The 15,165-nt window shown below is 62.2% G+C and carries 16 protein-coding genes; 15 read left to right on the plus strand and 1 reads right to left on the minus strand.

Annotated features, from left to right (window positions below; translation table 11 throughout):
• Positions 1-17: 17 nt before the first annotated feature.
• Genes GA0004734_RS01935 through GA0004734_RS01945 form a run of 3 tightly spaced genes read left to right on the plus strand, consistent with a single transcriptional unit; the run spans position 18 to position 1,413 of the window.
• Positions 18-308, plus strand: a complete 291-nt coding sequence (locus tag GA0004734_RS01935) for a YciI-like protein (RefSeq protein WP_092930723.1) — start codon at positions 18-20, stop codon at positions 306-308.
• A 6-nt stretch (positions 309-314) separates the two neighbouring features.
• Positions 315-758 (plus strand): EVE domain-containing protein, encoded by a 444-nt coding sequence (locus GA0004734_RS01940; protein ID WP_092930725.1) that lies wholly within the window; start codon positions 315-317, stop codon positions 756-758.
• Positions 759-768: 10 nt separating this feature from the next.
• On the plus strand, positions 769-1,413 hold the full coding sequence (locus GA0004734_RS01945; RefSeq protein WP_092930727.1) for a class I SAM-dependent methyltransferase: 645 nt from the start codon (positions 769-771) through the stop codon (positions 1,411-1,413).
• Positions 1,414-1,439: 26 nt separating this feature from the next.
• Here GA0004734_RS01945 and GA0004734_RS01950 read toward each other — a convergent pair whose 3' ends face one another.
• Positions 1,440-1,946: a hypothetical protein gene (locus GA0004734_RS01950; RefSeq protein ID WP_092930729.1), complete on the minus strand. Its 507-nt coding sequence runs from the start codon at positions 1,944-1,946 to the stop codon at positions 1,440-1,442.
• Between the two features lie 301 nt (positions 1,947-2,247).
• Between GA0004734_RS01950 and sdhC the strand changes: the two genes are divergently transcribed.
• The 12 genes from sdhC (at position 2,248) to GA0004734_RS02010 (ending at position 14,982) form a co-directional block, all read left to right on the plus strand.
• Entirely contained in the window at positions 2,248-2,640 is a 393-nt protein-coding gene (sdhC, locus tag GA0004734_RS01955; RefSeq protein ID WP_092930731.1) for a succinate dehydrogenase, cytochrome b556 subunit, read from the plus strand.
• Between the two features lie 11 nt (positions 2,641-2,651).
• Positions 2,652-3,032, plus strand: coding sequence for a succinate dehydrogenase, hydrophobic membrane anchor protein (gene sdhD, locus GA0004734_RS01960; RefSeq protein ID WP_092930733.1), 381 nt, complete (start codon positions 2,652-2,654; stop codon positions 3,030-3,032).
• 4 nt (positions 3,033-3,036) lie between these two features.
• Positions 3,037-4,899: a succinate dehydrogenase flavoprotein subunit gene (gene sdhA / locus GA0004734_RS01965; protein ID WP_092930735.1), complete on the plus strand. Its 1,863-nt coding sequence runs from the start codon at positions 3,037-3,039 to the stop codon at positions 4,897-4,899.
• A gap of 64 nt (positions 4,900-4,963) precedes the next feature.
• The gene (locus GA0004734_RS01970; protein ID WP_348626076.1) at positions 4,964-5,386 is read left to right on the plus strand and encodes a DUF3052 domain-containing protein; all 423 of its coding nucleotides are present in this window, start codon (positions 4,964-4,966) and stop codon (positions 5,384-5,386) included.
• Positions 5,379-6,158 (plus strand): succinate dehydrogenase iron-sulfur subunit, encoded by a 780-nt coding sequence (locus tag GA0004734_RS01975; RefSeq protein ID WP_092930739.1) that lies wholly within the window; start codon positions 5,379-5,381, stop codon positions 6,156-6,158. Before GA0004734_RS01970 ends, GA0004734_RS01975 begins: the two co-directional genes overlap by 8 nt.
• Positions 6,159-6,318: 160 nt before the next feature.
• Entirely contained in the window at positions 6,319-6,867 is a 549-nt protein-coding gene (locus GA0004734_RS01980) for a protease inhibitor Inh/omp19 family protein (RefSeq protein ID WP_092935772.1), read from the plus strand.
• 76 nt (positions 6,868-6,943) lie between these two features.
• Entirely contained in the window at positions 6,944-8,098 is a 1,155-nt protein-coding gene (gene zapE, locus GA0004734_RS01985) for a cell division protein ZapE (RefSeq protein ID WP_092930741.1), read from the plus strand.
• Between the two features lie 188 nt (positions 8,099-8,286).
• On the plus strand, positions 8,287-9,249 hold the full coding sequence (gene mdh, locus GA0004734_RS01990) for a malate dehydrogenase (protein ID WP_092930743.1): 963 nt from the start codon (positions 8,287-8,289) through the stop codon (positions 9,247-9,249).
• A 30-nt stretch (positions 9,250-9,279) separates the two neighbouring features.
• Positions 9,280-10,476 (plus strand): ADP-forming succinate--CoA ligase subunit beta, encoded by a 1,197-nt coding sequence (gene sucC / locus GA0004734_RS01995; RefSeq protein ID WP_092930745.1) that lies wholly within the window; start codon positions 9,280-9,282, stop codon positions 10,474-10,476.
• A 4-nt stretch (positions 10,477-10,480) separates the two neighbouring features.
• Positions 10,481-10,858, plus strand: coding sequence for a hypothetical protein (locus GA0004734_RS02000; protein ID WP_092930747.1), 378 nt, complete (start codon positions 10,481-10,483; stop codon positions 10,856-10,858).
• Positions 10,859-10,861: 3 nt separating this feature from the next.
• Positions 10,862-11,764 (plus strand): succinate--CoA ligase subunit alpha, encoded by a 903-nt coding sequence (gene sucD, locus GA0004734_RS02005; protein ID WP_062596279.1) that lies wholly within the window; start codon positions 10,862-10,864, stop codon positions 11,762-11,764.
• 221 nt (positions 11,765-11,985) lie between these two features.
• The gene (locus GA0004734_RS02010; RefSeq protein WP_092930749.1) at positions 11,986-14,982 is read left to right on the plus strand and encodes a 2-oxoglutarate dehydrogenase E1 component; all 2,997 of its coding nucleotides are present in this window, start codon (positions 11,986-11,988) and stop codon (positions 14,980-14,982) included.
• Positions 14,983-15,165 lie beyond the last annotated feature (183 nt).

A 15,165-nucleotide genomic window follows, 5' to 3' on the forward strand; every position in this document is an offset into this window, starting at 1 on the left:
TTCGGAAAGGCACCACAATGCTCTTTGCAGCCCTTTGCACCGACAACGAAGGCGCACTTCAGATCCGCCTCGACACCCGTCCGACGCACGTCGCCTATCTCGATGATTTGAATACCCGCGGTATCCTGAAAATCGCCGGCCCGTTTCTGGGCGGAGACGGCAAGCCAAACGGCAGCCTCGTCATCATCGAGGCCGAGACGAAGGAAGCAGCCGCCGCGATCTTTGCCGAAGACCCCTACGCCAAGGCCGGCCTCTTCGCCTCCGTCGAGGTCAAGGCCTGGAACTGGGTCTTCAACAAGCCGGAGTGACATGCGATGGCCTACTGGCTCTGGAAATCCGAACCGTTCAAATGGTCCTGGGCCATGCAGAAGGACGCGGGCGAAGCCGGCACCGAATGGACCGGCGTGCGCAACTACCTCGCCCGCAACAACATGCGCGCCATGAAGATCGGCGACAAGGGGTTCTTCTACCACTCGAACGAAGGCCTGGAGATCGTCGGCATCGCCGAGGTCTGCGCCCTGTCGCATCCCGACTCGACTGCCGAAGGCGACGCCCGCTGGGACTGCGTCGATATCCGTGCCGTCTGCGACATGCCCAGACCCGTTACGCTGAAGGACGTGAAGGCGAGCGAGCGGCTGACGGACATGCAGCTCGTCACCTCCATGCGTCTCTCGGTTCAGGCCGTGACGGAAGACGAATGGCACGAGGTCTGCCGCATGGGAGGCCTCGACACTCCACCGGAATCGCCCCCGGCATGAAGACCTCGGCGTGAAGACGGATCCCGAACGCTTCATCCGCGAGAACACGAGTGTCATCGCTCCCCCGCATGTTCCCGAGGTGCGACTGTTCCTGGCGAGCGAGGCGCACGACCTCTGGCTGAAGACCGAGGAGGAGCTGGACGCCATCGGCCTGCCGCCGCCCTTCTGGGCCTTTGCCTGGGCCGGCGGACAGGGTCTTGCCCGCTACGTGCTCGATCGCCCCGACATCGTGGCCGGCAAGAGCGTCATCGACTTCGCCTCAGGCTCCGGGCTGGTGGCTATCGCGGCCATGAAAGCCGGCGCGGCATCGGTCCTCGCATTGGATACCGATCCGTGGACGGGAGCCGCGATCGCGCTCAACGCTGAACTAAACGATGTAGTCGTCGCCCACGAGAGCATAGACCGGATCGGCCAGCCGGTCGCCGCCAATGTGTTCCTTGCCGGCGATGTCTTCTACGACAAGGCCTTTGCCGACCGGCTGATACCCTGGTTCGAACGTCTCGTGGCAAGCGGCATCGCGGTCATCGTCGGCGATCCCGGCCGCGCCTATTGCCCGCGCGACCGCATGGAGCCGCTTGCGACCTTTGAGATTCCGGTGACGCGGGCGCTGGAAGACAGCGATGTCAAGAAGACGACGGTCTGGCGGTTTCGCTAGATTGCCGCCGTGCGGAGGGCCGGGCCTCAGCGCCCGCGAATGACGCAGACGCCCGCCTCGAAGCTGCACGCGCTGTCGTTGCGACGAGCCGCTCCGCGATCCACCGTGATCACACGGCTTCGGACAGCACGGCTTTCCGCCGGATAACGCTCGATGGCGCCGTAGGAAGTATCTTCATCATAGTTGGTGATGGTGAAATAGCTGCCGGCATGGCTGCGATACAAGCCATTGGCATTGCCGGAATATCGCCCGGAGCCGACGATGACGGCGGCCGGCGCACGCCAGCCGCGCCGACCCCGGCGCTCGCCATCGAAGACGCCGCGCACGACGCGATAGTCCGGTATCGCGCGATAGTCCGGTACGACATAGGGGCGGCCCTGAAGCCGGACGCCGGATCTTTGTTCGCGCTGTTCTTGCTGCGCGGAAGAATACAGACCGCGAAAGCCTTCATCTCCCGCTTCCGCGCTTCCGAAGGAGAAGACAACGAGACCAATCGCGACAGCGACCGATCGCAGGGAAACGTCCCGAACCATAATGAACCTCCGACGGATCTTAACAAAACATTAAGAGCAATCTGGAGCAGGTCGCCGTGAAAGTCAGGCGGTTGCATCGGATTTCGCCGGATATGCTTAATCGGTAAAATGCCGTTTAACGGTCATCCCGATAAACCTCCGTCTCTAATCGATTAATTTTCTTTCGCACCGCAAACAGGCTTGTGAAGACACCTGACGAAGATTAAAGCTCGCCACACCTGAATGCTGCGCAATCCCTGCGCAAACCGGATATAAAAAGTCTAGTTTTTGGACGATTGACCGGTCGTTCCGTGAGGTTCTGATGACGAATGTCACCAAAAGCCGGCCGCTTTCGCCGCATCTTCAAATCTACAAGCTCATTCCGACCATGCTTATGTCGATTGTGCACCGCATCACCGGCGCGGCGCTCTACTTCGGCACGGTGCTCGTCGCCTGGTGGCTGATCGCAGCGGCCAGCGGCCCCGCCTATTACGAGTGGGCAAGCTGGTTCTTCGGCACCATCATCGGCCAGGTTATCCTGTTCGGCTACACCTGGGCGTTGATCCACCATATGTTCGGCGGCCTGCGCCACTTCATGTGGGATCTGGGCTATGGCTACGAGAAGGAGTTCTCGACCAAGCTCGCCATCGCCAATGCCGTCGGCTCCATCACCGTGACGCTCCTTCTGTGGATCGTCGTCATCATCGTACGCTGAGGGCTCCGACCATGGATATGCGCACACCGCTCGGCAAGGTTCGCGGTCTCGGTTCGGCCAAGGAAGGCACGGATCACTTCTGGCGTCAGCGCCTGACGGCCGTGGCCAACGTGCCGCTTCTGACATTCTTCGCGATCTTCATGATGACCTATGCCGGCGCTCCTCACGCGGATGTGGTCGCAGCGCTCGCCAATCCGTTCGTGGCCGTGGTCATGGCCCTTGTCGTCATCTCCGCGCTGACCCACATGCGGATTGGCATGCAGGTGATCGTCGAGGACTACGTTCACGCCGAAGGCATCAAGATCGTCCTTCTCATGCTCAATACATTCTTCGCGATCGCGGTTGGCGGGCTCTGTCTTTTCGCCATCCTGAAGCTCGCCTTTGCAGGATAAAACCATGGCATCGACCGAAGCACCGTCCGTCAACGGCCCGACTTCCATCAACGGCAAGGCCTACCAGTATGTCGATCATTCCTACGACGTGATCGTCGTGGGCGCCGGCGGCGCGGGACTGCGCGCCACGCTCGGCATGGCCGAACAGGGTTTCAAGACGGCCTGCATCACCAAGGTCTTCCCGACACGCTCGCACACGGTCGCGGCACAGGGCGGCATCGCCGCATCACTGCAGAACATGACGCCGGACAGCTGGCAGTGGCATCTCTACGACACCGTCAAGGGCTCCGACTGGCTCGGCGACGTCGATGCCATGCAGTATCTCGCCATGGAAGCGCCGAAGGCGGTCTACGAGCTCGAGCATTACGGCGTACCGTTCTCGCGCAATGCCGAAGGCAAGATCTACCAGCGCCCCTTCGGCGGCCACATGCAGAACTACGGCGAAGGCCCGCCGGTGCAGCGCACCTGCGCCGCCGCCGACCGCACCGGCCACGCCATCCTGCACACGCTCTACGGCCAGTCGCTGAAGCACAATGCCGAATTCTTCATCGAGTATTTCGCGCTCGACCTGATCATGTCGGACGACGGCAGCCGCTGCACCGGCGTCGTCGCTTGGTGCCTGGATGACGGCACGATCCACCGCTTCTCGGCCAAGATGGTCGTGCTGGCCACCGGCGGCTACGGCCGCGCCTACTTCTCGGCGACCTCGGCCCACACCTGCACGGGCGATGGCGGCGGCATGATCGCGCGCGCCGGCCTGCCATTGCAGGACATGGAGTTCGTGCAGTTCCACCCGACCGGCATCTATGGTGCCGGCTGCCTGATCACCGAGGGTGCGCGCGGCGAAGGCGGCTATCTCGTCAACTCCGAAGGCGAGCGCTTCATGGAGCGCTATGCGCCGTCTGCCAAGGATCTGGCGTCCCGCGACGTGGTTTCCCGCTGCATGACGCTCGAAATTCGCGAAGGGCGCGGCGTCGGCAAGGCGAAGGACCACATCTTCCTGCATCTCGACCATCTCGACCCCGCCGTTCTCAACGAGCGCCTGCCGGGCATTTCCGAGAGCGCCAAGATCTTTGCCGGCGTCGATGTGACGCGCGAGCCGATCCCGGTTCTGCCGACGGTGCACTACAACATGGGCGGCATTCCCACCAATTACTGGGGCGAAGTGCTGAATGCCGACGGCGAGAACCCGGAACGCATCATACCCGGCCTGATGGCCGTCGGCGAAGCCGGCTGCGCCTCGGTGCACGGCGCAAACCGGTTGGGCTCCAACTCGCTGATCGACCTCGTGGTCTTCGGCCGCGCCGCCGCCATTCGGGCCGGCGAGGTCATCGACCGGGCAAGCCCGATCCCGCCGCTGAACAAGGCCGCCTGCGACAAGATCGTCGGCCGCCTCGACGGCTTGCGCTATGCCAGCGGGGGCACGCCGACCTCGGTCCTGCGCGAAAAGATGCAGCGCACGATGCAGGAGGACGCCGCCGTGTTCCGCACGCAGGAATCGCTGGAAAGCGGCTGCAAGCGCATGAGCGCCATCTGGTCCGAAATGTCCGACATCAAGGTCACCGATCGCTCGATGATCTGGAACTCGGATCTCGTGGAAACGCTGGAACTCGAAAACCTCATGGCCAACGCCATCACCACGGTCGTCGGCGCGGAAGCCCGCAAGGAAAGCCGCGGCAGCCATGCACGCGAGGACTATACATCCGGCCCGTTCGCCGGTCGCGACGACGTCAACTGGCGCAAGCACACGCTCGCCTGGGTCAATGAGGCCGGCGACGTCAAGCTCGACTATCGCCCGGTTCACACTGAATTGCTCGCCGAAGGCATCGATCCCTACAAGATCGAGCCCAAAGCCCGCGTCTACTGATATGGCGGCGGCGGCGGGATATTCCGGCACGCCGCTTCCAAGGAAGCTGGGCTTCAAGCCCGGGATGACGGTTGCGTTCATCGCGCTGCCGGACACTCTGGCGGAACTGCCGGCTTTGGCTGAACTAACGTCGTGCGACCGGTTCCCGTCCTGGGGGGCGATGCGGGCGGCGACACGGATTTACGATGCGATCCATGCCTTCACGATTGAGAAGGCGGAGATCGAACACGAGCTTTCCGGGCTACAGGACCGGATCACGCCGGATGGCATGATCTGGGTCTCATGGCCGAAGAAAGCTTCGAAGGTTAAGACGGACGTGACCGAGGATGTCGTGCGCGCAGCGGCCCTCAATCTCGATCTGGTGGATGTCAAGGTCGCCGCCATCGACGCGATTTGGTCAGGGCTGAAGCTGGTCATTCGCCAGGACCGGCGCCAGAATCGGCGCGAAGATCGGCGCAAGGAAAGAACGGACAGGTCGCATGGTTGAACTTGCACTTCCCAAGAACTCGCAGATGACCGAGGGCAAGGTGTGGCCGAAGCCCGCCGGCGCGAAGAATACCCGCGAATTCCGCGTCTATCGCTGGAGCCCCGATGACGGCAAGAACCCGTCGATCGACACCTTCTTCATCGATGTCGACGATTGCGGCCCGATGGTTCTCGATGCCCTTCTCTACATCAAGAACAAGATCGACCCGACGCTGACGCTGCGCCGCTCCTGTCGCGAGGGGATCTGCGGGTCCTGCGCCATGAACATCGACGGCACCAACACGCTGGCCTGCACCAAGGGCATGGACGATGTGAAGGGCGCGGTGAAGGTCTATCCGCTGCCGCATATGCCCGTGGTGAAGGATCTCGTGCCGGACCTGACCAACTTCTACGCCCAGCACCGCTCCATCGAGCCTTGGCTCAAGACGGTCTCGCCCGCTCCGGCCAAGGAGTGGAAGCAGAGCCATGACGATCGCGCCAAGCTTGACGGTCTCTACGAATGCATTCTCTGCGCCTGTTGCTCGGCATCCTGCCCGAGCTACTGGTGGAACGGCGATCGCTATCTCGGGCCGGCCGTCCTTCTCCAGGCCTATCGCTGGCTGATCGACAGTCGCGACGAAGCGAAGGGCGAGCGTCTGGACAATCTGGAAGATCCCTTCCGCCTCTATCGTTGCCACACCATCATGAACTGCGCGCAGACCTGTCCCAAGGGCCTCAACCCGGCCAAGGCGATCGGCGAGATCAAGAAAATGATGGTCGAGCGTCGCGTCTGAGCGACAATTTTACGGGAGGAAACGCGGATCGGCGTTTCCTTACCGCCACAAGGCTGTAGGAAAGAACGTTTTTCAACAACCTTAAAGGTCGATTAACCTTAATCCGGCCTATATCTGTCTCGAACGTTCATTTTTCATGCGAGACGACCGGGAGTTCGAAATGCGGGCATATCATGTTGCGGCGGGTCTGGCGGCGGTGCTGGCCCTTTCGGGATGCCAGCGCACATCAGTGGGCGCTTTCGATCAGCGTGACATGGGCGGGCCTGCCCCCTTGCAGGCGCAGCCCGTTCCCTCGGTTTCCGGCGGCGCCCTGCCACCTCCGACAAGCGGCGACACATCCCAGTTCCCGGCAGCACCTGTGAACCAGACGGCCGCCCTCGGCGGCGCGCAGGTTCCCCCCGGTGCTCCAGCGGCACCCGCAGCCTCGCTTGACGTGACCAAGGAATCCATGGTCGGCAACTGGCGCGTCGCCAATGGCGGCAGCTCGTGCGACATGTTCCTGACGCTGACCAATCTTGGCTCCGGTTCACGCGGCGGCACCCGCGGTTGCGCAGGCGAACTGACGCAGATGGGCTCCTGGGAAGTGGCCGGCAAGCAGGTCGTCCTTAAGGACCGCAGCGGCAATGCGCTCGCCCGCCTCTACAAGACGGCCGATTCCCGTTACGACGGCCAGACCAATAGCGGCCAGCCCGTCAGCCTGAGCCGCTGATCCCCAAGCGGTCGAAGCCGAGATCTCCAGCGCCCGGTTGACGCCGGGCCTCTTCTGACGGCCAGGAAGGCTGCGCGTGCCAAACGCTGAAAATACCATCTCCAGACGCCTCGAGGCCCGTATCGCCAGCGGCGACATGCGCCGTGATCCGGCGCAGCTTGCCATCGCCGCCCGCCTCGACAGCCTGTCCACGGACCTGGCCGCCAGCCGCGCGAACCGCAAGTCGAACGCGCTCGGCTGGCTCTTTGCCGCAAAGCGAGAGCAGCGTCCACCGATCAAGGGCCTCTACCTCTATGGCGGCGTCGGGCGCGGCAAGACCATGCTCATGGATCTGTTCTTCGAGGCTGTGCCGATCGAGCGCAAGCGGCGCGCGCACTTTCACGAATTCATGGCCGAGGTGCAGGACCGTATCTTCAAGCACCGGCAGAAGCTGAAGAATGGCGAGACGAAGGACGCGGACCCGATGCCGCCCGTCGCCGCCGATATCTATGCGGAAGCCCGTCTCCTCTGCTTCGACGAGTTTTCGGTGACGGACATCGCCGATGCAATGATCCTGTCGCGCCTGTTCGGAGAGCTTTTCAAACGCGGCTGCGTGCTGGTCGCTACGTCCAATGTTGAGCCCGGCGATCTCTATCGCGACGGGCTCAACCGCTCGCTCTTCCTGCCCTTCGTGGATCTCCTGCGCGCTCACGCCGAGGTCGTGCCGCTCGACACGCAGACGGATTACCGTCTGGAGAAGACCAGCGGCCTGCCCGTCTGGTCCTCCCCGCTCGAAGATGCCGCCCGCCAGGCCCTCGATGCATCCTGGGCAAAGGCGACCGCAGGCCTGAAACCCGCACCCGCCGATCTCACCTTCAAGGGCCGCACGATCCATGTGCCGTTGGCAGCCAGCGACTGCGCGCGGTTTTCCTTCGCGGATCTTTGCGCCCGCCCGCTCGGTGCGACCGACTACCTCACCATTCTGTCGCACTACCGTGTCATCTTCATCGACGACATCCCGCTGCTCGACCCCGACCGGCGGAACGAGACCAAGCGTTTCATCATGCTGGTGGATACGATCTACGACCAAGGCGCCCGGCTGTTCGCTTCGGCGGCAGCCCGTCCAGAGAGCCTCCTGACCGTCAAGCGCGGCACGGAAGGCTTCGAGTTCGACCGGACGGTTTCCCGCCTGATCGAACTGCAAAGCAGCGAATATGCGGGTGCGCATGCTGCAAATGCGAAGAATTCGTGACCGAATAACTTACGTTTACGTAAGAAAATATTCATCTAAACGATTGAAAAATCTCACTCCAAAAGTATCGGTTGATATTTTTGGAGGAGACGACTAGTGCTTTCGCCCGTGAGGTTGGGTGCCGCCCGGAAAAGCGGAGACGTGTCGCTGCAGACCTTGCCAGATTTGATCTCAAAGGAAGCACTTTCATGGCGCGCAACAAGATCGCACTTATCGGTTCCGGAATGATTGGCGGCACGCTGGCGCATTTGGCCGGCCTCAAGGAATTGGGCGACATCGTTCTCTTCGACATCGCCGACGGCGTGCCTCAGGGCAAGGGCCTCGACATCGCGCAGTCCTCGCCCGTGGAAGGCTTCAACGCCAACCTGACCGGCGCCAGCGACTATGCGGCGATCGAAGGCGCCGATGTCTGCATCGTCACCGCCGGGGTTGCCCGCAAGCCCGGCATGAGCCGCGATGACCTGCTGGGCATCAACCTCAAGGTCATGGAACAGGTCGGCGCCGGCATCAAGAAATACGCGCCGAACGCGTTCGTCATCTGCATCACCAACCCGCTCGACGCGATGGTCTGGGCGCTGCAAAAGTTCTCGGGCCTCCCCAAGAACATGGTCGTCGGCATGGCCGGCGTGCTCGACAGCGCACGCTTCCGCCTGTTCCTCAGCCAGGAATTCAACGTCTCTGTTCAGGACGTCACCGCCTTCGTTCTCGGCGGCCACGGCGATACGATGGTTCCGCTCGCTCGCTACTCCACGGTCGGCGGCATTCCGCTGACGGACCTCGTGAAAATGGGCTGGGTCACCAAGGAACGCCTGGAAGAGATCATCCAGCGCACCCGTGACGGCGGCGCCGAGATCGTCGGCCTGCTCAAGACCGGCTCGGCCTATTACGCACCGGCTGCCTCCGCCATCGAGATGGCCGAATCCTTCCTCAAGGACAAGAAGCGCGTCATGCCCTGCGCGGCCTACCTTTCCGGCCAGTATGGCGTCAACGACATGTATGTCGGCGTTCCCACCATCATCGGTGCCGGCGGCATCGAGCGCATCATCGAGGTCGAGTTTACCAAGGCCGAACAGGAAGCCTTCGACAAGTCCGTGTCGGCCGTTGCCGGTCTCTGCGAAGCTTGCGTCGGCATCGCTCCGAGCCTGAAGTAATCTTTTCCGACATCAGACAGGAATATTTCCATGAACATTCATGAATACCAGGCCAAGGCTCTCCTGAAGAGCTTTGGCGCACCGGTTGCCGAAGGTGTCGCGATCTTCTCGGCCGACGAGGCGGAAGCTGCGGCGAAGTCGCTGCCCGGCCCGCTTTACGTCGTCAAGAGCCAGATCCACGCCGGCGGCCGCGGCAAGGGCAAGTTCAAGGAACTCAGCCCCGACGCCAAGGGCGGCGTGCGCCTCGCCAAGACCATCGAGGAAGCGGTTTCCCATTCGAAGGAAATGCTCGGCAACACCCTCGTCACCAAGCAGACCGGCGATGCCGGCAAGCAGGTGAACCGCCTCTACATCGAGGACGGCGCCGACATCGACCGTGAACTCTACCTCTCCATCCTCGTCGATCGCGCCGTCGGACAGGTCTCCTTCGTGGTCTCCACGGAAGGCGGCATGGACATCGAAACCGTCGCCCACGACACGCCGGAAAAGATCATCAACGTCGCGATCGACCCGGTCGCTGGCGTGACCGCTGAAAACCTCGACGCCCTCACCTCGGCGCTGAAGCTCGAAGGCGAAGCCAAGGCCGATGGCGAGCGTCTGTTCCCGATCCTCTACAAGGCCTTCGTCGAGAAGGACATGAGCCTGCTCGAGGTCAACCCGCTGATCGTCATGACCAACGGCCGCCTGCGCGTCCTCGACGCCAAGATGTCTTTCGACGGCAACGCACTCTTCCGCCACGAAGACGTCGTTGCGCTGCGCGACAAGACCGAGGAAGACGCAAAGGAAATCGAGGCGTCCAAGTACGACCTCGCTTATGTCGCCCTCGACGGCAATATCGGCTGCATGGTCAACGGCGCAGGCCTTGCCATGGCGACGATGGACATCATCAAGCTCTACGGCGCCGAGCCTGCCAACTTCCTCGATGTCGGTGGCGGCGCCACGAAGGAGAAGGTCACCGCGGCCTTCAAGATCATCACCGCCGATCCGGCCGTTAAGGGCATTCTGGTCAACATCTTCGGCGGCATCATGAAGTGCGACGTCATCGCCGAAGGCGTGATTGCAGCCGTCAAGGACGTCGGCCTGACGGTGCCGCTCGTCGTGCGCCTCGAAGGCACGAACGTCGACCTCGGCAAGAAGATCATCAACGAGAGCGGCCTCAACGTCATCTCGGCCGACGATCTGGACGACGCCGCACAGAAGATCGTTGCTGCCGTGAAGGGTGCCTGATCCCATGAGCGATGCGAAAAAGACGGTCAATCGCCAGTCCTTCGGACCGAACGAGACCGACATCAACCTGTGCTACTTCGTCTGCTGGGACACCACGCCGGACCTCGACGACGAGGCCGCCGATCGCTGGGCGCATTTCACGCATGACGAAGATGCCGTCGAGTTCTTCAAGCTGAAGTCGAAGGACGACACGCTGTACGTCTGGAAGGGCGAGCTCGGCATCTCGACAGCCGACAAGCAGTTCGACTGGTTCCACACGCACTGGTCCAAGAACCTGAACAGCCATCTTGGTGAGAAGTCGATCGCCGGCAAGGGTTACCGCTGGTCCAACGACGCTTTCGAAGAATTTGATTCCCTCGAATTCGAGGAAGAGGAAAACTGATCCATGTCCATTCTCATCAATAAAGACACCAAGATCCTTGTTCAGGGTCTGACGGGCAAGACAGGCACGTTCCACACCGAACAGGCGCTCGCCTATCACGGTACGCAGATGGTCGGCGGCATCAACCCGAAAAAGGGTGGCGAGACCTGGGAAGGTTCCAAGGGCGAAAAGCTGCCGATCTTCGCAACGGTTGCCGAAGGCAAGGAACAGACCGGCGCCGACGCGTCCGTCATCTACGTTCCCCCGGCCGGCGCTGCGGCTGCCATCATCGAGGCGATCGAAGCGGAAATCCCGCTCATCGTCTGCATCACCGAAGGCATTCCGGTTGCCGACATGGTTAAGGTCAAGGCGCGTCTCGATGCGTCGAAGTCCCGCCTGATCGGCCCGAACTGCCCCGGCGTCATGACGCCGAACGAGTGCAAGATCGGCATCATGCCGGGCAACATCTTCAAGAAGGGCTCCGTCGGCGTTCTCTCGCGTTCGGGCACGCTCACCTATGAAGCCGTGTTCCAGACGACAAACGAAGGCCTTGGCCAGACGACCGCCGTCGGCATCGGTGGCGACCCGGTCAAGGGCACCGAGTTCATCGACGTGCTCGAAATGTTCCTGGCCGACGACGAGACCAAGTCCATCATCATGATCGGCGAAATCGGCGGTTCCGCCGAAGAAGAAGCCGCGCAGTTCCTGATGGACGAAGCCAAGCGTGGCCGCAAGAAGCCGATGGTCGGCTTCATCGCCGGTCGTACGGCACCTCCCGGCCGCACCATGGGCCATGCAGGCGCCGTGATTTCCGGCGGCAAGGGTGGCGCCGAAGACAAGATCGCCGCCATGGAACAGGCCGGCATCCGTGTTTCCCCCTCCCCGGCCCGCCTCGGCAAGACGCTGGTGGAAGTCCTCAAGGGCTGATGCAACGTTAAGGGACGGCCGGCCATTGGCGCCAGCCGTCCCTTGCCCCATCTAACAGACATGGCAATCAAAGCCTCGCGCTTGGGTCCTGCCAAACAAATGACACGCATGCGGCCGTATTGGATGGCCGTCGCAAAGTCGGCCCGGGATGGCACGTCCGCATATCTCAGAGGCCGCATCCAACAAGTCAGGAGGCGGACGGACAGGTCCGCGATAAAACCATGGCAAGGCAAGAGGCTAACGAGCAATTTCAACTGACGTCCTTTCTGGACGGCGCCAATGCGAGCTATATCGAGCAGCTCCACGCGCGCTACGAGGCGGACCCGTCGTCTGTTTCGGGCGAGTGGCAGTCTTTCTTCAAGGCGCTGGCCGACAATCCCGAAGACGTCGTGAAGGCCGCCAAGGGCGCCTCGTGGAAGAAGCCGAACTGGCCGCTGACGCCGCGCGACGACCTGACCTCGGCGCTGGACGGCGACTGGGGCACGGTCGAGAAGGTCATCGAGAAGAAGGTGCAGGCAAAGGCCGAAGCCAAGGCGGAAGCGACCGGCGCCGCCATTTCGCCTGCCGATGTCCACCAGGCGACGCGCGACAGCATCAAGGCGATCATGCTCATCCGCGCCTATCGCATGCGCGGCCACCTGCATGCCAAGCTCGACCCGCTGCAGATTGCGGCCCCGGTCGAGGATTATCACGAACTGTCCCCTTCCAATTACGGCTTCGAAGCCGGCGACATGGACCGCAAGATCTTCCTCGATAACGTGCTCGGGCTCGAATATGCCTCGATGCGTGAAATCGTCGATATCCTCGAGCGGACCTATTGCTCGACGCTCGGCGTCGAGTTCATGCATATTTCCGATCCCGAAATCAAAGGCTGGATCCAGGAGCGCATCGAAGGCCCTGCGAAGGGCGTCGAGTTCACCCCGGAAGGCAAGAAGGCCATCCTCTCCAAGCTGATCGAGGCCGAAGGCTTCGAGCAGTTCATCGACGTGAAGTACAAGGGCACCAAGCGCTTCGGCCTCGACGGCGGCGAATCGCTCATTCCGGCGCTCGAACAGATCATCAAGCGCGGCGGTCAGGACGGGATGAAGGAAATCATCCTCGGCATGGCGCACCGTGGCCGCCTCAACGTTCTGACCAACGTCATGGGCAAGCCGCATCGCGCCGTGTTCCACGAGTTCAAGGGCGGCTCGGCGGCCCCTGACGACGTTGAGGGCTCCGGTGACGTCAAGTACCACCTCGGCGCGTCGTCGGACCGCGAGTTCGACGGCAACAAGGTTCACCTGTCACTGACGGCAAACCCGTCGCACCTCGAAATTGTCAACCCTGTGGTCATGGGCAAGGCACGCGCCAAGCAGGACCAGTTGGCGACGACCTTTGAAGGCGACGTCATTCCGCTGAAGGAACGCTCCAAGGTTCTGCCGCTGCTGCTGCACGGCGATGCTGCGTTTGCGGGCCAGGGTGTTACAGCGGAAATTCTCGGACTGTCGGGCCTGCGCGGCCATCGCGTCGGCGGCACGCTGCACTTCATCATCAACAACCAGATCGGCTTCACCACCAATCCGGCCTTCTCGCGTTCGTCGCCTTATCCCTCCGATGTCGCCAAGATGATCGAGGCGCCGATCTTCCACGTCAACGGCGACGACCCGGAAGCCGTAACCTATGCCGCCAAGATCGCCATCGAATTCCGGATGAAGTTCCACAAGCCGGTCGTGATCGACATGTTCTGCTATCGCCGCTTCGGCCACAACGAAGGCGACGAACCGTCTTTCACGCAGCCGAAGATGTATAAGGTTATCCGCGGTCACAAGACGGTCGTCCAGCTCTACGGCGAACGCCTGATCGCCGAAGGCCTGATTACGGACGGCGAACTGGAAAAGATGAAGGCCGACTGGCGCGCCCGTCTCGAACAGGAGTTCGAGGCTGGCCAGTCCTACAAGCCCAACAAGGCCGACTGGCTGGATGGCGCATGGTCGGGCCTGCGCACGGCCGACAATCAGGACGAACAGCGCCGCGGCAAGACCTCGGTGCCGATGAAGTCGCTGAAGGACATCGGCCGCAAGCTCTCGGAAGTTCCGGAAGGCTTCAACGTCCACAAGACGATCCAGCGCTTCATGGACAACCGCGCCAACATGATCCAGACGGGCGAAGGCATCGACTGGGCGATGGCAGAGGCGCTCGCCTTCGGGTCTCTCGCTGTCGAAGGCACGAAGATCCGTCTGTCGGGCCAAGATTGCGAGCGTGGCACGTTCTCCCAGCGTCATACCGTTCTCTACGATCAGCAGACGGAAGAGCGCTACATCCCGCTCGCCAACCTCGCGCCCACCCAGGCGCGCTACGAGGTCATCAATTCGATGCTGTCGGAAGAAGCCGTTCTCGGCTTCGAATATGGCTACTCGCTCGCCCGTCCGAACGCACTGACGCTGTGGGAAGCCCAGTTCGGCGACTTCGCCAACGGTGCGCAGGTCGTCTTCGACCAGTTCATCTCCTCCGGCGAACGCAAGTGGCTGCGCATGTCGGGCCTCGTCTGCCTGCTGCCGCATGGCTATGAAGGTCAGGGTCCGGAGCACTCCTCCGCACGCCTCGAACGCTGGCTGCAGATGTGCGCGGAAGACAACATGCAGGTCGTCAACGTCACGACGCCGGCAAACTACTTCCACGTCCTGCGCCGCCAGATGAAGCGCGACTTCCGCAAGCCGCTGATCATCATGACGCCGAAGTCGCTGCTGCGTCACAAGCGCGCCATTTCCAGCCTGTCGGAAATGGCCGGCGAGACCTCGTTCCACCGCCTGCTGTGGGACGATGCGGAAGTGATCAAGGACGGCCCGATCAAGCTCCAGAAGGATGCGAAAATCCGCCGCGTCGTGCTCTGCTCGGGCAAGGTCTATTACGACCTGCTCGAAGAGCGCGAAAAGCGTGGCATCGACGACATCTACCTCCTGCGTCTGGAACAGCTCTATCCGTTCCCGGCCAAGGCGCTGATCAACGAGCTCAGCCGCTTCCGCAACGCGGAGATGGTCTGGTGCCAGGAAGAGCCCAAGAACATGGGGTCCTGGTCGTTCATCGATCCCTATCTCGAATGGGTGCTGGCGCATATCGATGCGAAGTACCAGCGGGTGCGCTACACCGGCCGCCCGGCCGCAGCCTCGCCGGCGACAGGCCTGATGTCCAAGCATCTGGCCCAGCTTGCCGCCTTCCTCGAAGACGCGCTTGGAGGCTGACGCGTCGATATGGGCATCCTCTCCACCACCTCGCACCAGATCGGTCGGACCGTTGCATCGGCAGCGGTCTCGGCCGCTCTGGCGAGGTGGATGGACTGTCAGCCCGATACCGGCCTTTCTCATGGTCGGTCCCGTGGGCGGAACGCTGTTCCGCCGCGGTCTGCTTCCTCATCTCTTCCCTTT

This window comes from Rhizobium sp. 9140, assembly GCF_900067135.1.
Classification (GTDB): domain Bacteria; phylum Pseudomonadota; class Alphaproteobacteria; order Rhizobiales; family Rhizobiaceae; genus Ferranicluibacter.